General features: G+C 49.8%; 13 protein-coding genes. 4 read left to right on the top strand and 9 right to left on the bottom strand.

Annotation, left to right across the window (positions count from 1 at the left end):
• Positions 1-9: 9 nt before the first annotated feature.
• The 6 genes from EDC63_RS14585 to EDC63_RS14560 form a co-directional block, all read right to left on the bottom strand.
• On the bottom strand, positions 10-1,959 hold the full coding sequence (locus EDC63_RS14585; protein ID WP_124946450.1) for a branched-chain amino acid ABC transporter ATP-binding protein/permease: 1,950 nt from the start codon (positions 1,957-1,959) through the stop codon (positions 10-12).
• 1 nt (position 1,960) lies between these two features.
• The gene (locus EDC63_RS14580) at positions 1,961-2,833 is read right to left on the bottom strand and encodes a branched-chain amino acid ABC transporter permease (protein ID WP_124946449.1); all 873 of its coding nucleotides are present in this window, start codon (positions 2,831-2,833) and stop codon (positions 1,961-1,963) included.
• A gap of 79 nt (positions 2,834-2,912) precedes the next feature.
• Entirely contained in the window at positions 2,913-4,130 is a 1,218-nt protein-coding gene (locus tag EDC63_RS14575) for an ABC transporter substrate-binding protein (protein ID WP_124946448.1), read from the bottom strand.
• Positions 4,131-4,376: 246 nt separating this feature from the next.
• Positions 4,377-5,018 carry a LutC/YkgG family protein gene (locus EDC63_RS14570; RefSeq protein ID WP_124946447.1) on the bottom strand — a complete coding sequence of 214 codons (642 nt, stop codon included), beginning with the start codon at positions 5,016-5,018 and terminating at the stop codon, positions 4,377-4,379.
• A complete protein-coding gene (locus EDC63_RS14565; protein WP_223248278.1) occupies positions 5,015-6,412 on the bottom strand; it encodes a LutB/LldF family L-lactate oxidation iron-sulfur protein in 1,398 nt (465 codons plus the stop codon). The genes EDC63_RS14570 and EDC63_RS14565 overlap by 4 nt, the downstream gene beginning before the upstream one ends.
• A 5-nt stretch (positions 6,413-6,417) precedes the next feature.
• Positions 6,418-7,149, bottom strand: a complete 732-nt coding sequence (locus EDC63_RS14560; protein ID WP_124946445.1) for a (Fe-S)-binding protein — start codon at positions 7,147-7,149, stop codon at positions 6,418-6,420.
• A gap of 141 nt (positions 7,150-7,290) precedes the next feature.
• Between EDC63_RS14560 and EDC63_RS14555 the strand changes: the two genes are divergently transcribed.
• Positions 7,291-8,055: an IclR family transcriptional regulator gene (locus EDC63_RS14555; protein ID WP_223248277.1), complete on the top strand. Its 765-nt coding sequence runs from the start codon at positions 7,291-7,293 to the stop codon at positions 8,053-8,055.
• Positions 8,056-8,082: 27 nt separating this feature from the next.
• On the opposite strand, the gene pbpG is transcribed toward EDC63_RS14555, so the two are convergent.
• Complete coding sequence (pbpG, locus tag EDC63_RS14550; RefSeq protein WP_223248276.1) at positions 8,083-9,111, bottom strand: D-alanyl-D-alanine endopeptidase; 1,029 nt, start codon at positions 9,109-9,111, stop codon at positions 8,083-8,085.
• Between the two features lie 264 nt (positions 9,112-9,375).
• Entirely contained in the window at positions 9,376-10,464 is a 1,089-nt protein-coding gene (hypE, locus tag EDC63_RS14545; RefSeq protein WP_124946444.1) for a hydrogenase expression/formation protein HypE, read from the bottom strand.
• A 241-nt stretch (positions 10,465-10,705) separates the two neighbouring features.
• Here hypE and EDC63_RS14540 point away from each other — a divergent pair, with 241 nt between their 5' ends.
• The 3 genes from EDC63_RS14540 to ettA all read left to right on the top strand — a co-directional run bounded on the left by EDC63_RS14540 (position 10,706) and on the right by ettA (position 13,536).
• Positions 10,706-11,209, top strand: a complete 504-nt coding sequence (locus EDC63_RS14540) for a disulfide bond formation protein B (protein WP_124946443.1) — start codon at positions 10,706-10,708, stop codon at positions 11,207-11,209.
• A gap of 48 nt (positions 11,210-11,257) precedes the next feature.
• Complete coding sequence (locus tag EDC63_RS14535; RefSeq protein WP_124946442.1) at positions 11,258-11,731, top strand: WbuC family cupin fold metalloprotein; 474 nt, start codon at positions 11,258-11,260, stop codon at positions 11,729-11,731.
• Positions 11,732-11,868: 137 nt separating this feature from the next.
• Positions 11,869-13,536, top strand: coding sequence for an energy-dependent translational throttle protein EttA (gene ettA, locus EDC63_RS14530; protein ID WP_132920950.1), 1,668 nt, complete (start codon positions 11,869-11,871; stop codon positions 13,534-13,536).
• A 176-nt stretch (positions 13,537-13,712) separates the two neighbouring features.
• Here ettA and EDC63_RS14525 read toward each other — a convergent pair whose 3' ends face one another.
• A complete protein-coding gene (locus tag EDC63_RS14525) occupies positions 13,713-20,816 on the bottom strand; it encodes a two-partner secretion domain-containing protein (RefSeq protein ID WP_124946441.1) in 7,104 nt (2,367 codons plus the stop codon).
• Between the last annotated feature and the right edge of the window lie 6 nt (positions 20,817-20,822).

The raw sequence follows: 20,822 nt of genomic DNA, 5'->3' as shown, positions 1-20,822 counted from the left end.
ATTTGCCCCTTATGCTGCCTGCTCATCGGCGTTACCGCCGAGATAGGCTTCGATCACTTTTTCATCTGTCTGCACTTCAGCAGGCTTGCCTTCAGCAATCTTGGTGCCAAAATCCAGCACTGATACCGTATCTGAAATACTCATTACGACATCCATATGGTGTTCGATCAGAATAATCGTGATGCCATGCTCTTTGATCTTTTCGATCATCACAATCAATTCCTTGATGTCTGGTGCAGTCAATCCGGCAGCGGGTTCGTCCAGCAGCAGCAAACTTGGATTCAAACCCAATGCGCGTGCAATTTCCAGCATACGCTGCTTACCATAGGGCAGGTTTCGCGCTTCTTCATTTGCCAGATCGGCCAATCCAACAAATTTCAGCAAACTTGCAGCACGTAATCTGGCCGCATGCTCCTCTGCACGGTAATGTTTTGTATTGAAAATGATGCCTAACAGATTGCTGCGATAAGTATGATGCAAGCCTACCAATACGTTTTCTATGGCAGTCATTTCTCCAAACAACTGCACGTTCTGGAAAGTGCGTGCAATGCCCTCGCTTGCAATATCAGATGGGGTACTACCGGAAATAAGCTTACCGTTAAACTCGATTTCACCTTCTGTCGGTTTATAGATACCCGTCAAAACATTCATCATCGTGCTTTTTCCAGAACCGTTTGGCCCAATCAAGCCATGTACGGTGCCTTTAGCAATTTCCAGCTGCACTTCGTTCAGTGCCTTCAAACCGCCAAATTGCATGACCATATTACGTACTTCCAGCAAATGCCCTTTACTGGTCAATGGGTGATCAGGAGCCGCCCAGATATGCTTCGTATCGCCTACTTCAGTCACGATTTCATGGTGATGTATCCACTGCGGGCGAAACTTCTGCACAATGCTACGCAAAAATCCCATGATGCCGTCTGGTAGGTAATACACAACAAAGAGAATCATCACGCCAAAAATCGTCAGGCGATAATCCGTAATATTTTCTATCCAGTATGCGAATACTGCCAAACCTACCGTCAGAAACAATGGCAAAATCATTTCCTGTGGAGTACGTTTTCTGGATACCAGTGCATAAGCTACGTAAACAATGCCAATAGCGGCAATCACTACAGCAATCTTTCGGAATAACTCTATATCGGACAACCAGTTTGGCAGCATCACAATGATAATTGAGCCAATAATGGCGCCAGTACGGGTTTTTCGCCCCCCCATGATCACTGCCAGCAGGAACAGAATCGTCAATTCAAAATTATAGGTATTAGGGGAAATATATTCCTCGGAATAAGTAAACAGGCTACCGGCCAAGCCCGCTAAAGCCGCACTGATCACAAAAGCATAGACTTTGTACCGATATACACTCACTGCCATACAATCCGAGGCAACAGGACTGTCACGCAACGCCTCGAAAGCACGTCCCAGATAAGACTTTAAAATACGGTTTACCACCACAATGGTGAGCAGCAACGCTGCCAACACAACGTAGTAATAATCCATGCCATTCAACTGATGTCCGAAGAATACCGGTTTACGCAGAGACAAACCCATTGGACCATTGGTCAGGAAAGTCATCTCGTTGATCAGAATTTGCACAATCGTACCGAAAGCCAATGTCACCATCGCCAGATACGGACCATTTACTCGTAGTGCGGGTAACGCCAGAATTGCACCAAACACGGCAGTGACGGCAATACTGGCCGGCACGGCCAGCAAGAAAGGCACACCAAGCTGAAAGTTCAGCACCCCTGCTGTATATGAACCGATGCCAAATAACGCCGCATGTCCTAACGACACTTCACCGATATACCCTACTACGATATCCAGCCCCAGCAGCAAAATGGCATAAATACCAATCACAACCATCAGATGAATATAATAAGGATTGGCCCACACATGAGGTAACGAAGCTAACCCGACTATGGCAACACCCAGTAAAACTTTTTTGATCAACCCCATATCACACCTTTTTAATTACAGTTTTGCCAAATAATCCTGCTGGTTTGATTGCCAGCACCAGCAGCAGCAGCACCAAACCTGGCACGTCTTTGTAACCAGTTGAGATATAGTATCCAGTTGTTGTTTCAGCAATTCCCAGAATCAATCCACCCACCACCACGCCCATACCGCTGTTAAGACCACCGATAATAGCGACTGCGAAGGCTTTCAAACCAAGCACCGCCCCCATGGTTGCGCCGGTCAGGGTAACTGGTGCAACCAGCACGCCTGCAAAAGCCGCCGTCATGGAACTCAGTGCATAAGAAAACGTAATGACCAAACTGGTGTTAATACCCATCAGCCCGGCAGCATCACGGTCATTTGATGTGGCAACCACTGCCTTTCCATATATGGATTTTCGATTGAAAATCTCTACCGCTATCATCATGGCGAGCGCGCCACCCACTACCATCAATTCCATTGGCAGTACGTTCACACCGAATAATTTAAGCGGTGCTGACGAAAGCGGTGAAGGAAATCTCAGATCATCGCGTCCCCATATATTTTCTGCCACATTCTTGAAAATAATGGCCAGAGAAATAGTGGTCATGATCCAACCAAATTCGGATTTAATTTTGAGCGCAGGCAAAACAGCTACACGCTCTACGAAAACACCTTGGAGTGCACCAAAAACAAGCACAATTGGAATCATCATCCAATAGCTCATATGGTCAACCAACGTAAGACCAACCAATGCCCCCAGCATTAGCGCTTCACCCTGACCAAAGTTCAGTGTGCGCGATGTTGCAAAAGTCAGTTGATAACCAAACGCTATCACCGCATAAATCATGCCCAGTGATATGCCACTTACGACGAGCTGTGAGAAAATTTCCATGAGTTTCTTTCCACTAGAAGTGAGCCGGAAAAAAGTCCGGCTCACATACTTGAAACAACACCAATCTGATTAATACCTTTTATTTCTTGGCAGGTGCCTTGTGCTTAATTTTTTCACGTACCACCGTACCTTTGTCTGACTCATAGGCGTAAACCACATGTCCATCCTTTACTTCGCCCATGACAACCATGTTCATGGTAATTGCTTCGTGGTCATCATGTGTGTAAGGATGGTTATAGGTCGTAATTACGCCGTCCACTTTTGTATTCAGGTTCTCAAGCGCTTCCCGAATCTTCACACCATCCGTGCCACCTGCCTGCTGGATAGCAGCAGCCATAATGTACATGGAGTCGTAACCCTGCGCTGCGGATACGGGTGAAGGGATGCGGTCAACCTTGTAAGCTTTCTGATAGGCTTCAATAAATGCTTTACGTTTTGGCGTATTTGGCTCCTGAATAAAGGTTTGCGGCATGCGTGCACCTGCGCCATTTTTACCGGCATTATCGATGAAGTTGCCCATAGACAACGTCCAGCTACCAATCATCGGTACCTTCCAGCCCAGCTTCTCCATACCGTTGGCAATTTGCGCAAGCTCTGGTCCGATAGCGTAAGTCAAGATTGCCTGCGCCCCGGCTTCTTTTGCTTTCAGCAACTGTGCAGTCATATCCACGTCTTTGATGTTGAATTTCTCAACAGCAACCGGTTTCATATTTTTTGCCGCCAATGCTTTTTCCAGATCTTCACGTCCCAACTGGCCATAATTGGTAGAATCAGCCAAGATAGCTACTTTGGTGAACTTTTGCTTTTCAGTCGCCTCATTCACGATCATGGCAGATTGAATGGTATCGTTAGCAGAAGTACGGAAAATGTAATTATCTGGATATTGAGGGGGAACAAACTGCTTGGTGACGAGGGATCCAGTTGCCACATTGTTAATCACTGGCAATTTGGCTTCCTGGTAGAAACGCTGCGAGGCTAGCGCAACACCCGTGTTGATATAACCCAGGGTAGCAATCACACGTTCTTTGTTGATCAATTCCTGTGCTACTTGTACACCGCGCTCGTTTTTCGCTTCATCATCCCGCTCAATCAATTCGATCTGGCGTCCGAGCACACCACCTTTTTTGTTAATTTCATCGGCAGCAAGCTTTACACCGTCACGCATGCTGACACCCATAGGTGAAGAGCCACCGGTAAAGGGACCAGAAACACCAATCTTAATGGGATCTGCTGCAAATGAGGTTGATGTAGCGCACAAGGCAAGCGCGGCTACGATGGATTTAAGCTTCAGGTTCATGCTCTTTCTCCTTTGGTGATTTTTAACATTATGGAACAAAAGACAACATGGCAAGACCATGTAACGTGGCACCAAGATATTATTATATTTTTTACATTGTGAAATCCGGTGCTACCTTGTGAGATATACTACTCCTTAATTTTTGATGTTTCAACAATAATTAAATAAAAAATACAACATCATGTTATTGATTTATATAATTATTTTTAATATTAATTTTAGACAAATTCTAAATTGGTGCAAATTTCACTCTGACAACGTCAAAATTATAAACACTCGATAGGGACCATGCGCCCCTAATGTCACGGTCTGCTCAATATCCGCTGTTCGGGAAGGGCCGGACACAAAATTGACGGCTCTCGGTAATTTACCAAACTCTTTTCGTAGCAACACCCATGCATCTTCCATGGATGACACAACCCGACTCGCTGGCAATATTGCAATATGCGTTTCCGGTAGCAAACTGACAGTTGCCGGCGTAGTAGCGCCAGATAAAAACATCAATGTACCGGTTTCTGCTATGCCGCAAAACGCGCCTGTGATGCCCACCAGATCACTGCCAATAGCAGAACGGGCCTGAACCGTTATTCCGGCAGTACGCCAGTCCATTGTTTCGAGTTCTGGCCAGCAAACCGCTTCAACGGGGAGATTGCGCTCTCGCAGGTAAGCTGCTGCTGTGGTCGGCACCTCAAGCAAACTGGAAACAGTGGTAACATCACTTGACAGCTTGGCAGCCCGATCCCTGAAACACGCTACCAAATCCCGCCCAATCGCCGGTATCGGTCCACGATTATGTCTGGCAATATAGGCGTCCATATCACCAATAGTTTCAGCGATATTCATGGTGTGAGCAGCTAAGCGTGCAAGCATTCTCTCGCGCGCATTCATGATTTACGCCTCCGATAAAGATCACGAAAGGTTGACCCTTCCGGAACGGACATATCACGTCCATCTGTCCAACCTGCAGCTCCTGGCAGATAGTGCAATCTGCCTTCACGCCCGCCCATCCAGTGCATCAGCCTGGCAGCAATACGTGTAGCAAATGCATAGAAGACCGGATGCCCCGCCATCCAGCTCCACGCTCTCAATGCCAACATCTCTCGCTTGGGCCGTAACTTTTGCTCAACTTGCTTCTCTCGAAGTTTGCGCAATAAATCCGGCAGAGGAATTTTAACAGGGCAAACTACACCGCAAGCACCACAAAGTGTAGAAGCGTTCGGCAAGTCCATTGCATTTTCCAGCCCGACAAAAGTAGGTGTCAGTATAGACCCCATTGGACCAGGGTACACCCAACCATAAGCATGACCGCCAATATTCTGATAAACAGGACAATGATTCATACAGGCACCGCAGCGAATACAGCGTAGCATGGATTGCATTTCGCTACCCAGCAGGCTGCTTCTGCCGTTATCAAGCAGAACAATATGAAAATGCTCAGGGCCATCTTGATCTTCAGTGCCTTTAGGGCCGGTCAGCACTGAGACATAATTGGTGATGGATTGCCCCGTGGCAGAACGAGGCAATAACCTGATCAAGGTACTCACATCTTCCAGTGTAGGCACGACTTTTTCTATACCGGTTATCGCCACATGCACACGCGGGAGCGTAGTTACCAGCCGGCCATTGCCTTCATTGGTCACAATCAGCGCCGAACCTGACTCCGCAATCAGAAAATTGGCGCCTGAAATCCCCATATCAGCTGCAAGAAAGCCTGGTCGCAATTCCTCCCGTGCCTCCAGACACAGTTCAGCAATACCTGTTTTTCGGGGTTTCTGGTGTTTTTCTGCAAACAGATCGGAGATTTCTTCCTTGGTTTTATGGACTACGGGCGCTACGATATGAGAAGGAGGCTCATGGGCAAGCTGTAAAATATACTCCCCCAGATCAGTTTCCAGCACCTGAATACCCGCACCTTCAAGCGCATCATTCAGCCCGCATTCTTCGCTCACCATGGATTTGGATTTTGCTACTTTTTTCACGCCATGCTGGCGCGCAATGTCGATGACAATCCGATTGACATCTTCTGCCGTTTCGGCCCAATGAACGACAGCACCACGGGAAATCGCTTCCCGCTCAAAATACAATAACCAGCCATCCAGATTATTCAGTACACGATCACGAATTTTCTGGGCTGCATCGCGCGTTGCTTCAAAGTCATCCAGATCCGTGATTGCTGCTGTCCGCGCATCTACAAAACGCTCCTGCAAACGCATCAACGCGCTCTGAAGCTTTTCATTTCCAAGGTTTTCAGACGCTTTACGTTTAAAATGAATGGAAGCCACTTGCACTATTTTTTGTCCTCCCCTGCCAGTATTTCAGCAATATGAAACACCTTGGTATGCAGATTACCCCGCCGACGCAGGCGACCTTCAATATTTAATAAACATCCAAGATCACCAGCCACGATAGCATCTGCTCCAGTCTCTTCAGCATGGCGACATTTGTTATCTGCCATGCGGGTTGAGATTTCGCCATACTTCACTGAAAAAGTCCCACCAAAGCCACAGCAAGTAGTCGATTCCTGCATTTCAATTAGTTGTATGTCAGGCATTTTGGCAAGTAATTCTCGGGGTTGTCTTTGCACACCCAGTTCACGCAATCCTGAACAAGAGTCATGATAAGTGATGGTTCCCTTGAAATCACCAGGCAGCACTTTAAGTTTAGCAACATTCAGCAAAAAATCTGTCAGTTCAAAGGTACGTTCACTGATTGCCTGCATCTTTTCTGCTAATTGAGGATCAGCTTTTAAGCACTCAGGATAGTGCACTTTGATCATACCGGCACAAGAACCTGAAGGTACAACGATGTAATCGCACCCTTCAAATTCACGCATAAATTTCATAGCAAGGGTTTTAATCGCCGAGGTGTCTCCAGAATTATAACCTGGCTGACCACAACAGGTTTGCGATTCGGGCACAACAACTTCATACCCGGAAGATTCCAGCAACTGCAATACAGCAAATCCGATACGAGGGCGCATCAAATCTACCAGACAGGTTACAAACAAACCGACTCGCATGTAGATCACCTATAAATGCTTTTTACATGTTGACTAATATCACTAACTTCATCATTATTTTGCATGATGATCTTGTATTTCATAACATGCAATATAAACTAGCCACATTAACTTCACCACTTTTTTACTGAGGCATCAAACTTGAGCGCCACCGAATCCAAATCTTCCATCCAGGTGATCGATCGCATGATGAACTTGCTTGATGCTTTGGCCGATCATCCTGACCCAATGAACTTGAAGCAACTCGCCCATTTAACTGGCTTACATCCTTCAAGTGCGCATCGCATACTCAATGTCATGGTTGAAAAGCATATTGTAGACCGTATCGAACCGGGCACCTATTGCCTGGGTATCAAGTTGCTGGCGCTGGGTGATCTGGTTAAATCCCGTATCAACATTCGCAAAATCGCACTGCCTTTCATGCAGGCTCTCAATGCAGAACTAGGTGAAACAGTCAATTTAATACTACGTCAGGGCGATGAAGTAGTTTATGTCGAACGCACATCTACTGAACGATCCATGATGCGGGTAGTGCAACTGGTTGGCGCACGCGCACCTATCCACATTACGGCAGTAGGCAAGATATTTTTAGCTGAGGAAGGGCCGCACGCCTGCGAAGAATATGCAAATCGTACAGGGCTACCTGCCTATACAAATCATACCATTACAGATTTTGAACGTTTGTGCAAAGCAGTTCAGCAAGCTAAAAAACAGGGGTATGCGTTTGATGATGAAGAAGCAGAAAAAGGGGTGTGTTGTATTGGTGCTGGCATCTACGATGCGGACCACCACATCATAGCAGGGCTGTCTGTTTCTGCCCCAACTGATAGATTAAACAAGAAATGGGCCACCAGGGTAAAACAAGCAGCCGACGAGATTTCCAGAACGATGGGGTGCCGCTACTAAAGCAGCTGCTTCACCCCAATAAAAATATCAGACATCATTAGAGGATTTGCGTGATGCGGCTACACTTCCGCTTCGATTGTTTTCAACCCATTTCTTGATACGATTGGCATCGCCAATACGAGTGAACTTTCCGACGGAATCCAGCAATACAATCACCATTGGGCGGTTCGAGATATTCACGTGCATCACCAGACAACGGCCCGCTTCAGAAATATAGCCTGTCTTACTTAAACCAATATCCCAATCCTTGCTTTTGTTTTTCACAAGGGCGTTGGTATTATTGAATTCCAGATTGCGTCCCGAATTGCTTAGTTCCACACCATAATTGGAAGTCGTGGTGTATTCACGGATCAGGTCATAACGATAACCTGCCGTCACCATCTTGACCAGGTCTTCGGCAGTAGAGACATTTTCACTATGCAAGCCAGAAGAGTCGACAAACCGACTGTGAAGCATCCCTAATGAAGCCGCTTTGCGATTCATGGCGGCAACAAATGCATTGATTCCGCCAGGGTAAGTACGCCCCAATGCCGAAGCAGCACGATTTTCAGAAGACATCAACGCAAGCCGCAACATTTCAGTTCGCGTTAATACAGTTCCCACTCCAAGCCTGGAGCCTGAATTACGCAGTGTATCCACATCCGCATTTTCAACAGTGAGATATTCATCCATAGGCAGTTGCGCGTCCAGCACAACCATGGCTGTCATTAATTTGGTGATGGAAGCAATGGGCTGCATAGTCGTCGCATTTTTAGCAAAAAGCGGTTTGTCGTTGTTTTCATCAAAAACCATCGCAGCAGAAGAGGCCAGCTTCAGCGGCCCGTTCCCAACATCCAGTTCCGCGTTACCTAAGTTTTTAGCGTGATGCCTGGAAGACCGTTTATTTGAAGCGTGGGTACTTGGTATTGCTTTTTTTACTCTGGATTTTTTGGCGACTGACTTGGATGATTTTGTTTTAGATACAGAACCTGAATCTGCAGCAAACAGTGAAACACTAAAAGTTGTAAGTGTCAGCGAAGCTGCAAGCATCGCTCCTGCCATCAAAATTTTCCGCATACCATCTCCGTTTTTCGCACATTATTTGCCAAGTTAACGTTTCGCCCCATAAAACGTTTACCTGCAATTCAAAATAATTATAACCATTTTATACAATAAAAATCGGAAGATAGAAGAAAAACTTTAGAAGTTTCTTTACATTAAATTTTAGTCAGCATGCTTTGTGCAAGCAAATAATTAGCAAAAGCAAGGAAAATCAGGGGGTTCAAGCGCCATATCAAACTAAAAATAATTTCTGACAATCTGAAATACTGCTCTATATTTTTAACAGATTCGTGGCAACGGGTCATCCTCCAGTTCTTCCAGCAGCCTTTCTCCTCCCAGTTCAGTGTGCAAGATCACATGAGAAACATCTCCCAAAACATATCCAATGGCGCTAGATTCACGCCCCTCTGGCAACGCTCTCCATAATGCAAGTGCTTCCGCCATTTGTTCTTTGTCCACCACCGCCACCACCCGTCCTTCGCACGCCAGATAGTAAGGGTCATAACCCAGCATATCGCAAACTGATCTCACCGGGTCTCGCACGGGAATCGCTGTTTCATTAAGGTGCACACTCATACCAGTAGCGCGGCTAATTTCATGTGCAACGGTCGCCAACCCGCCTCGTGTAGGGTCACGCATGAAACGCAGCCCCTTCAACCCCAATAAGGACTGCGTCAAAGAAATGACGCTGGCCGAATCTGACAATAAGTCACCGCGCAAACCAAACTGCTCTCTTGCCAGCATCACTGCGATACCATGATCCCCTACCGGCCCGCTCACCAGAATGGCATCTCCTTCCTGAATTTGCCCCATCCCCAGTTGCAATCCTGTTGATTTCACCCCCACCCCTGTGGTTGCCAGATACAAACCACCCCCTTCACCACGTGGCAGCACTTTGGTGTCTCCTGCCACTACACATACACCGGCTTCTGTTGCAGCAGATGCAAGGCTTGCTACAATCCGATCCAGTTGTGCTATTTCCAACCCTTCTTCGATAAACGCATTCAACGTCAAATACAAAGGCTTAGCGCCGGACACAGCCAGGTCATTCACTGTGCCATGCACTGCCAGAGAACCAATGGTGCCACCAGGAAACTCCAGAGGCTGAACGGTAAAGCCATCTGTCGTCACCATGATATCCCCCGCTATTTCAGGTAGTAGGGAAGCATCGGTTTGGGTATTCAGTAAGGGATTAGCAAGATGCCGGGCAAACAAACCGTCGATCAGTTCGCGCATGAACCGCCCCCCATTTCCATGAGCGAGGGTAATAAACCGGGCGCCAGACAATTCATGCTCTATAGTTTTTACCGGTGAAACTTCGCCAGTGATTTTACTGGGTGCGTTTAACTGCTGTTTCTCGTTTTTCATTTAACCCACTTTGTGTGAATGAAAGACATTATTGACTTGCCTACATTATATTGTGCGAACTAATCGTTCAATCTGTTATCTGAGCAAAAGAAGCCTGTCATCAGCAAATATAATTTATGATATCGTGGTTATCTGTAAAGACAACTATAATAACCTGCCATTTCTGGAGCATTGCCAGCATTCATTTTACTGGATATCACAACAATCATGGCTCCCTTTGAATTCATCATGGAATGATTTTATGAAGCATGAAGTACGGTTCCTTTTTCTGTTAATTTTTCTCGCCTGTGCCAGCCTGATCAGTTTCGCCCTCTATTTACAAATAGGCCAGCACCTTTTACCTTGCCCGCTTTGTGTCGCACAACGCATTGCTTACTGGCTTGCCGGATTAACCGCTTTACTGGCGTTTATTCACCGGCCGAAAATATTTGGTCAGCGTATATACAGCGCCTTTGTGGCATTATTTTCTTTGTCTGGGGTGGCTGTTGCCATCCATCACACATGGGCTATCCGGCATCCTGAACTGGCCGAATGCGGCATCGGCCCGGAAGAAAAGTTTCTCAATTCTCTGCCTATTGCCCAATGGTGGCCAAGCATGTTTGAAGCCAACGGCGACTGCACCAGTGTCACCTGGCGATTTTTATCGCTCAATATTCCGGAATGGTCGATTGTTTGCTTTACTATCTTGATCGGTATAGCAGTTTACATTTTCTTGAGCAAACCAAAGCGGCACTGGCTGGCATAAGCCATTTTCTTCCATGCCTGAACAGGCTGAATCTCACGGAGTCCAAACTTGAAACAGCTTTCAAATAGCACGCTGGACACACTCAGCCTGCAAGCGCAACAATCACCGCGCAGACGCGCCAATTACAACTTGCACAGCGAGTTAAGCGACCCCATACAGCGTTTGGCCATTGCCATGGAGCCGGACACATTTGTTCGCCCCCACCGACATCCCCACACATGGGAAATGCTTTATCCATTGCGCGGACGTTTTGTGGTCCTGTATTTCGATGAATCCGGCACAGTAACCGATAGAACGGTTTTAGGTGAAGATAGTAGCGTACTGGAAAATCCGGCTGGCACCTGGCATGCCGTACTATCGCTGGACAAAGGTGGCATTATTTTTGAAGTAAAGCATGGCCCTTATACGCCCGTTTCCGAATCAGACTATGCTCCCTGGAGTAGTCAAGATGAAGGCCTCGATGCGGAAAAACTGAATGCATGGTATGCACAAGCGAAAGTAGGTGACAAAATTCCTGCTTGATATCGCAATCGAACATATTGTGATTGGAACCTGAGTAACCTTTGCCGAAGGCACACGCTTTAATTCAAATTTTCATCTCCCAAAACTCAGCTGCATAGGTTAAGCTTATACACTTCCCAATGCACTGAATAGACAACATGGCTCAATACGTATTTACAATGAACCGCGTGGGCAAAATCGTTCCGCCCAAGCGCCAGATTCTTAAAGATATTTCTCTCAGTTTTTTCCCGGGCGCAAAAATCGGCGTTTTAGGTCTGAACGGTTCGGGTAAATCCAGCGTGCTCAAAATCATGGCGGGATTGGATAAAGATATTATTGGCGAAGCAACGCCGATGCCTAATCTCTCCATCGGCTACTTACCCCAGGAACCGCAACTTGACCCGGAACAGACCGTTCGTGAGTCTGTAGAGCAAGGACTAGGTGAAGTATTCGAAGCCCAGAAAAAGCTGGAAGCTGTCTACGCTGCCTATGCCGAACCTGATGCAGATTTTGACGCACTTGCCACGGAGCAAGCACGCCTGGAAGCCATTATTTCTGCCTCTGATGGCCACAGCGCCGACCAGCAACTGGAAATCGCTGCCGATGCATTGCGCCTGCCCCCCTGGGAAGCCAAAATCGGCAATCTCTCAGGCGGTGAAAAGCGCCGTGTTGCATTATGCAGACTGCTACTATCAAAACCAGACATGCTGCTGCTGGACGAACCCACTAACCACCTGGATGCTGAAAGCGTCGACTGGCTGGAGCAATTCCTCACCCGCTTTCCTGGCACAGTGGTTGCCGTCACCCACGACCGCTACTTCCTGGATAACGCAGCAGAATGGATTCTGGAACTTGACCGTGGCCACGGTATTCCCTGGAAAGGCAATTACTCTTCATGGTTAGAGCAGAAAGAAGAACGCCTTAAGCAAGAAGAGTCCACTGAATCCGCCCGCCAGAAAGCACTGCACAAAGAACTGGAATGGGTTCGTCAAAACCCTAAAGGCCGCCAGGCTAAGAGCAAAGCGCGTTTAGCGCGCTTTGAAGAACTGAACTCGCAAGAATACCAAAAACGCAATGAAACTCAGGAGATTTTTATCCCTGTAGCAGAGCGTTTAGGTGACAACGTGATTGAGTTTGACGGCGTTTCCAAATCCTTTGGTGACCGATTGCTGATCGACAATCTCAGCTTTCAAATTCCAGCAGGGGCCATTGTCGGCATTATCGGCCCGAACGGCGCAGGTAAGTCCACACTCTTTCGCATGATCACAGGTCAAGAACAACCGGATTCCGGCGAAGTCAAAATTGGGCCTACCGTTAAAATTGCCCACGTAGACCAATCCCGCGATGCCCTCGGTGGCAACAAGACCGTGTTCGAAGAAATCTCCAATGGATCAGACATCCTCACGGTAGGCAGATATGAAACACCTGCTCGCGCCTATCTGGGCCGCTTCAACTTCAAAGGCTCAGACCAGCAAAAAATAGTCAGCAATCTTTCTGGTGGTGAGCGCGGCCGTCTGCATTTGGCCAAAACCCTGATCGCGGGCGGTAATGTGTTGCTGCTGGATGAACCATCCAACGATCTGGACGTGGAAACCTTACGTGCACTGGAAGATGCGTTACTGGAATTCGCCGGTTGCGTGCTGGTCATTTCCCACGACCGCTGGTTTCTTGACCGTATTGCCACACATATACTGGCGTGCGAAGGTGACTCACAATGGGTTTTCTTTAACGGAAACTATCAGGAATACGAAGCGGATAAAAAGAAACGTCTGGGTGAGGAAGGCGCAAAACCTAAACGTATTCGTTATAAGCCGTTAATGAGTTAGCACGTTCACTTTCGTTTTACTCTCGCTTGAATACCCAGCCTATCATCATCCTCTAAAGAAAAAATAGGCTGGAGATGCTGAAGAACTAAATTTTCCAGTCGGGCATCAGTATCCAAAACACCAGCTTGTTTAGGCTAATTCAAAAACTGCATCGGCTTAGGTTTACGCCGTATCAATCACAACAACGGCCTTTGATTCGAAATGGCATCGTTCGGCAAACGTTTGAACAACTCATACTGCACCACATCTCCACCTGTTGCCTCCGGTGGCAGCGCTACCATGCCTTTGCGAATCCTTGTACCAGCAGGTACGCGCACATCGGATACAAAGCTAGGTAGCGCAGGTAGAGCAAACTTGTCTTTGATCTGTTGCGCGCTCAGGCCTTCAATATCTTCAGGGCGCATCATCCATGAACCTGAATTGGTACCCTCTAAGCGAACTTGTACAAGAACTTTTTCCTTTTCAAGAACCTCGTCTTGTATTGGCGACCCCGCCGCATATTTTAGAGGATTCCCTTGGGCAAGGCTGTAGGCCTTTGCAACGTCAGCATTAACCTCGCCTGTCAGCCCTTTTGACAAACCAGCCTGATTAATGATCGCTTTCTTAGTTTCGACATTCATGTTCAATGCCGCAACTGCTGTTTTCGGCATTGCCATCGGTTGCTCAGAACCAGCTACCATATCAACCACCTCGGTGCGTAAGCTGGTTGTCACTTGTATGTTTTCCAATTGTGGCTTCTTGTTATCGCTGCTACCAGAAACCTTGGCTTCCAAATCTACAGAAACATCAGATCGCTCAGCTTTGACTTTAACCTCATTACCAACAATCTGTTTCCCAGCTAAGGCGGTGATGGCAGCCTCCTGGTTCACAACATTCTTGCCTGTGACAATGGCCTTGCCTCCAGAGTTAATAGACACTGGTGTGGAAGTCACCGTTCCGCTATAAGCCGCGTTTCCACCGATAGAACCAGACTGGCTGCGCCCCTCGTTGCTGGTTGAAGCCTTCAAACCTGCATCGAGACCAAAACCGGAGGTAGCTTCGACATTACTGGCAGCCAAGAGATTGACATCACCGCCAGCTTCAACAAGGGTTTTTCCCGTTGAATCTAACCTAATTCCTTCAAAACTTGTGTTGCCACCAGAGACAATATGGGTGCCCTCAGCACCAGATTGAATGCTGCCTACTTGGGCCGTTTCCGAGTAGCTTCGATCTTGTGTAATACTTCCCGCCAATCCAGCTTCCTTTTCACCACCTTTGCTACCGCTGAGCTCCATGCTGCCACCGAACATCTTGCTGGATGTTTCGACCGTGTTACGTGCGGCATCCAGGGTCAGGTTGCCACCTACCAACACGTTCACCGGCCCTCCGGCAGTAATATTTGTCCCTTCAAATCGAGCGTCATCCCGAACGTTGATGTTGATAGGGCCTGTGGCGGAACTCATGTTACTCACGCGGGCGGTTCGGCTCGACTCGGTCTCGCTGGTACTGCTGTAGCTGCCGTCCAGACTGCCCTCTGGCTTCTTGCCACCATCCAGCTTGCCGCTTAGTTCTATATCCTGGGCGGTAGACGACTTGGTGTGCGTGTCGTAGGCCGCTTTGGAATCTAGCGAACCTGCATCAATGTTGATAGTACCATTGCCGGAAAACTGCGTACCGATCAACGTAGTTTTGCCTGTAGAGCTGGAATCCACCGAACCGCCATAACGGGTGACTACCGCCGTTGTGCTCGACTCGCTGCTGGTCTCATTGCTTCCTTCGTAACTGGCCCGCGCCCCTTTGCCGGCACCGGCCTCGGTTTCAGCCTTGCCATCTGAGCTGGCACTTGCACTGGCAGATGCGCTGGCACCCAGACCTAATTTCACGTCATCTGATGAGCTTGTGCTGGTCGAGAAGGTTGAATTACTGATGGCAACATCGGTGATCTCGCGAGCGGACTGCACCACGTTCGTATTGAGCTGGGTTCCTTCGTCTGTGATAGTGTTTGTTGCGGTGCGGGTTAGATCTCGCCCCGTGAAGCTCGACGCAACCTGTGCTATTGAACCATCGGTGCTGGAACTATTCTCCGTTTTACTTCTCAGCCCACCACTCACCCCGGTTTCTGCTTCGGCGCTAGCGTCGGCACTGTTGACCTTTTCACCTGGGTAGAGGTTTCCGGCCCCGGCCCCCGCCTGGGTCTCAGTGCTGGCATTTGCATCGATATACAGACCAGTCAACTGACTCGTCCTGGATGAACTAGTGAAATCAATATCCTGGACTGCCTTGTTAACTATGTTTTCCCCGTGGATATTGGCCTCGCCCCCATAAGTCACTTGCGCCCCCTCGAAGGTGGCATCGCCGTTAGTCAAGTTAATCGACAGGTTACGGCCAGTGTTGATGGCACCGGTCGAGTTTTGGAGCTTGTACGTGTCGGTCACCTCATTGACGGTCTGAACACCCAGCGTAGTGGTGGCGCCGGCTTTTGCGGAAGCCCCCGCCTCAGCGCTTGCCCTAGAACCCGAAGTCGATGCATCTGCATTGGCGTGGGACCCCGCCTCAGCGCTGGCTTCGTTGAACAGGCCGACCGACGTGGTGTTGCTCTCTGTGCGGCTCCATGTTTCGTTTCGGCCGGTTGTGACTGTCACGTTTTGCGCGCCGTCCAGGTTAGCCGAACCGCCGGTTGACAGAGTAGATCCCTGAATCAACAGTTCACCCTTCGGATCATCAACCGCAGCGACAAGATTTCCACCAAAACTAACGTTACTGCCCCGACTGGTGTTGGAACCGGAGGTGGTGGTCGTGACCGTGTTGCTCATAATATTGAGGTCAGCCGTTGCTGAGGCATCTGCACCGGTACCCGTACTGGCGTTGGCACTCGCGCTACCCCCCTTACTTGATTGTGAGCCGCTGTCGGACACGGACGCCGATTTGGAATCGCTATCGCTCTTGCCCATGCTGAAATAGTCAGTGGTATTAGTCTGGCTTGTGGTGCGAGTCGTATCCTGGGCATCAACGATCTGGACACCATTGGCACCTTTAACATCGCCATCGCCGGACACCATCACATCAGACCCGCGCACGACGACCTTGTCGCCAGCCCTCATCGTCAGGTTGGTCACTGGCAGCGAATCTGCTTTGGCCTGCAGCGTGGCCTGCTCGACTTGAAGTCCCTTGGCAGTTATCTGCGCGCTGTGGAGCTGGCCCAACAGAGCCGGGTCGCTCGGTACGCCGGTCTCCTCGTTATGCTTCACGATGGCCTGCAGCTTGGCAATGTCTTTATTCAGGTCCTGGAGCTCATTGACCGTCTGCTGCATCTGAGCTTCAGCGGCTTTGCGCGCATCGTGCCCCGCCTGGGGGCCCAGCTGCAGCTTGGAGCCGATGTTGCGCTCGCTGGTGGTAGTGCTGGTAGTGGTCGAATCCTGCAAATAGGTTGACGAAGATGAGCTGGTGGTGTGAGTGGTCTTGTCAACGATGGTGTCAAAACGCACGGTGCCATCTTCGGCCACCATAGACACCTCGTGGTCCAAACCGTCTGTGCCGGCGGCCACGGTGGCCCCCTTGATGATGATGTCTTTCTTGGCGAGCATCTTCATATCGCCGTCGAACGATATACTGCCGGTGTTGCCGATGGCGGTGGCATAGGTCAGGTCATCACCACCGCCATTCACCAAGGTCTCGTTAACGATGCTACCCTCGGTAGAAACTAGGCTTCCTTTGCCGCCGTGAAGAGTACCGCTGGTGTTGGTGATGTCGCCCTGCGATAAAACATCGAGTGAAACGGAACCATCGATGGTTCCTCCCGTATTAGTCAGCGAGGTCACATCCATCTTCACGTGCTCACCGCTGATCACCGCGCCTCTCAGGATCGCGCTGCGCGTATTCGCGGCGAGATAGACCACGGGAGCCAATACCTTTTGCCCTGCAACGGTAGTTTCCACCATCCAGACCACATCCTTGTCCAGGCGGTCGATCTGTGCCGGGGTCAAGGCTTTGCCAAAGGTAAAACCACCGCTCTGGCTCTGGTCCAGAGCCTGGTCCATCAGCTGCTTCATCTGGCTGGCCTCATTGCCATAGCCCTTGATGATGTTGTTGCCAGTCTGTGCAATCAACTGCTGGCGGATCAGGTAGGCCTCGTAGTTGGAATCGCCCAAGCGCTTCATGATGTCGTCCGGGCTGTAGCCGAAGCGGCTCAACATGTAATCAGACCCGACGTACGGTGATCCAACTGCGAAGAGCGGATTGGTCTCAACCAAATAGCCGGCACCAGGGTTCACCGGTGTCACAAAAAGACCATTGGGATTTGCGGGCAGCGTGGTCGGCAACCCAGCAAAGCCAATGCTATCTGCGCCTTTGCTCGTCACGCTTGCCCCCTGTACAGGCTTGAGAAGCGCGTCCACATCGGCACCAGTGACGGTGGTATCGCTCGCGCTCGTGGCACCTCGGTTGATGAGATGCCCCCCCGAAATATCCACTTTGCCGTAGCTCGCGTGGATGCCTGCTGAGGTTATGGTGTTGCTCGAGGTGGTGTACAACACTTTCCGAAATGCATTCGCTTTGCTCTGCGTCTCCAAGAGGGCAATCCGTGCCGATTGAGCAGCCTTTGCTTGGTTATCGGTAGGGCTTACACTGGCCGCCTTCCCGGCCAATGCCCAGTACACCTTTACGCCATCGACCGATGGCCAGGTTGCATAGGCATCGTTTCCGACCAGCGATGGCCCATTGGCCCACTGCACTTCATTATTGGCATACCAGAACGTCACGTCGCCAGTTCCGACATAAACAACAGCACCGTCGCTATCAAAAAACTTCGCCCAGCGTTTACTATAGGTGGTGCTCTCAAGGTCAAACGACTGGTTTGTAAACGTGCCGCTTCCAGCGATGGTAAGCAGATCACCAGCAGACAGGAGTGCGGCCTTGTTTTCTCCACGAGTGCCGTAGTTGATCGTCAAAGTTTGACCGGCCACGATTTGTGGTACCTGCCCTAGCGGGGAATCCGTGAAGTAGTCTACGCGTTGTATCTCCTCAAAGATTCTCAACGTGTTGTCGTAGGCTTGCATTCCTTTTTCGATGTAAGTCTTGATTTCATTTGTCGGTTCCACTATTACAGGTGGTTTTTCATAAAGCGTTGGCAAGGTTGCTGGTGCGTTGACAAAGCTGTTTCCCGCAGTGATCGTAATGTCGGTGGTCGCGTTGATCTTGTTTCGGTTTTCAATATCTCTCGCCGACAAGTCAATGCTTCCGCTTGAATCAATCTCGCCGGTGCTCTGGTTCGTCAATTTACCCGTTGCAGAGGCCTTCAAAAGCTCGCCGGCATAGAGCGCGCCACCATTACTGAGACCCCCACCCGTGGCATGCAGCGTGAGCGTATTCAGCGCGGATATCGCTCCTGCGGGAGCACTGTTGTTGATCGAGGCGGCATCAATCGTCAGGTTGCCTGCCGAGTGGAGGATCCAGCTGTTCACGAGAGCACCCGAAAGATCGATCTTGCCGGTTTGGCCGACCGTGCTCGACGCGATATAGGTACCGTCATTAGTCAAATTCGTGGCAGAAAGTACCGAGCCGGTCGCGGCTTGAAGCCGCGCGCCGAACAGATTGTGAAATGAGGCCGCGCGCGCAGCGATGTTTCCATCAGCCATCAAGATACCGCTGTTTGTCACATTCTCAGTACTGCCGTTCGTCTTGTCAGCAATATCAAAAGTGGTCTTGGCATGCAATGTGCCGCTGTTGTTGACTGTGCCGTTAACACGTGCCGTCACACTCCCCGCATCGGAGGTCATCGTCCCAGCGTTAGTCAGCCCATTACCCGCTGTCAGACTCAAATTGCCTGCCGTGGTCTGAACCCCTTGTGTTGACCCTGCTGCGGTGCTGATCATACCCGCGCTGGAATTCAACGTCATATCACCCGCCGAGCGAACCGCTGCCGTCGCTAACGCCAAGTCATTGGTGGCACTTAAACCCAGTGTCGTTCCTGCGTAAATTGTAGAACCATTAGCACCAATCGCAAGACTGCCAAAAGCGCCTGATAGCGCACTACCCGCACCCCATACGCCACCATCAATACTGGCAGCGCCTGAAGTCACAAGCGTGTTATTCACTTTGGCAAAACGGGTTTTTGCGGCTGTCGATACATCGCTCAGGGTGGCACTTGTGAGCGTGAGGTTATTGGCGGCGTATAGCTCGCCTTCGGTCAGTTTGATCTGGCCTGAAGTGGCAGTGAGTAATACATCCCGGCTTGCCGAGATTTTAGCGCCTGCGCTATTCAGGAACAGATCGGCGGTCCCGCTGGCGGAGGTGGAAGTGATGCTGGCATCTCGCGCGGCACTCACTGCGGATTGCATTTCAACTTTGCCTGCGCTGTTCAGCGTGAAGTCATCCGCACTGGCGGCGGCTTCACCCAACATGCGTACGCCTACACCCGCTTCAGTGGCAATAATGCGAATACGCCCGGCATACATGCCCCCCAGCACGCTGGAGTCCAATGCGTAGGTGGGCGCTGCGCCACTGCCGGCTACCGTGCCGGTGACATTGCGGCCAGCATAATTCCAGATGTTGTTGCCCGTGGTCACCCCGAGGCTGCCATCTGCTACGGTACTGATTTTTCCGTCCAATTTGACGGACCGTGCGACGATATCAAAGATCTGCTGGGTGCTGGCGTTGGCCCCCAGGCCGGTGATCAGAACATCACCACGATTAACGGTAAAACCGGTCAGGCTGCCATCAGCCCCGATATTCGACGTACCGGTGGTAAGCGTGGCGTGATCGGTGTTGATGAAGCCACATCCGTTGCAGGTGATACCGTTGGGGTTGGCGACGATGACATCGGCTTTGCCGCCCAGCACTTCCGTAAAGCCTGCCAGGGTACTGCGATTGGTCGATACCACTTCGTTCAGAATGACTTTGGCTTCCTGCACCAGGTTCAGGTTGGATACGACCTGTCCGGCTAACTGGGATTGACGCGCAATCTGACTGTTGTTGCCGTTGTTCAGCACCAGTCCATTGGTTTCAACATCGTAACGGGTATACAGGTTATGGGAGAGACCCACTGCATTGGCGGTTTCGATGTTGACGACCGGTACACCGTTGGCGGAGATATAGGCATTGGTTTTGCCGCTGGCGGGCACGACCGTGGTGGCGGGCTGATCAGCCAGTGCGGTCGACATGCCTAGCCCGGATGCAATCAGTGCAGCCAGAAAGGCTTTGCGGGCACCACGGCCGCTACCTTTGCCGCGTGAACGGGCGGTTTCAGCGACGGCAACCCAGGATCCGGTGTGTTCATTCCAAACGAGGCGGTGGATACGATTCATATTATT

The organism is Sulfurirhabdus autotrophica, assembly GCF_004346685.1.
GTDB classification, from domain to species: domain Bacteria; phylum Pseudomonadota; class Gammaproteobacteria; order Burkholderiales; family SMCO01; genus Sulfurirhabdus; species Sulfurirhabdus autotrophica.
This window is presented reverse-complemented; position numbering and strand designations above follow the sequence as displayed.

Bases quoted from the DNA above. Each gene is read 5' to 3' on its own strand.
- EDC63_RS14585 (WP_124946450.1), bottom strand. From the start codon at position 1,959: ATGGGGTTGATCAAAAAAGTTTTACTGGGTGTTGCCATAGTCGGGTTA.
- EDC63_RS14580 (WP_124946449.1), bottom strand. From the start codon at position 2,833: ATGGAAATTTTCTCACAGCTCGTCGTAAGTGGCATATCACTGGGCATG.
- EDC63_RS14575 (WP_124946448.1), bottom strand. From the start codon at position 4,130: ATGAACCTGAAGCTTAAATCCATCGTAGCCGCGCTTGCCTTGTGCGCT.
- EDC63_RS14570 (WP_124946447.1), bottom strand. From the start codon at position 5,018: ATGAATGCGCGCGAGAGAATGCTTGCACGCTTAGCTGCTCACACCATG.
- EDC63_RS14560 (WP_124946445.1), bottom strand. From the start codon at position 7,149: ATGCGAGTCGGTTTGTTTGTAACCTGTCTGGTAGATTTGATGCGCCCT.
- pbpG (WP_223248276.1), bottom strand. From the start codon at position 9,111: ATGCGGAAAATTTTGATGGCAGGAGCGATGCTTGCAGCTTCGCTGACA.
- hypE (WP_124946444.1), bottom strand. From the start codon at position 10,464: ATGAAAAACGAGAAACAGCAGTTAAACGCACCCAGTAAAATCACTGGC.
- EDC63_RS14540 (WP_124946443.1), top strand. From the start codon at position 10,706: ATGAAGCATGAAGTACGGTTCCTTTTTCTGTTAATTTTTCTCGCCTGT.
- ettA (WP_132920950.1), top strand. From the start codon at position 11,869: ATGGCTCAATACGTATTTACAATGAACCGCGTGGGCAAAATCGTTCCG.
- EDC63_RS14525 (WP_124946441.1), bottom strand. From the start codon at position 20,816: ATGAATCGTATCCACCGCCTCGTTTGGAATGAACACACCGGATCCTGG.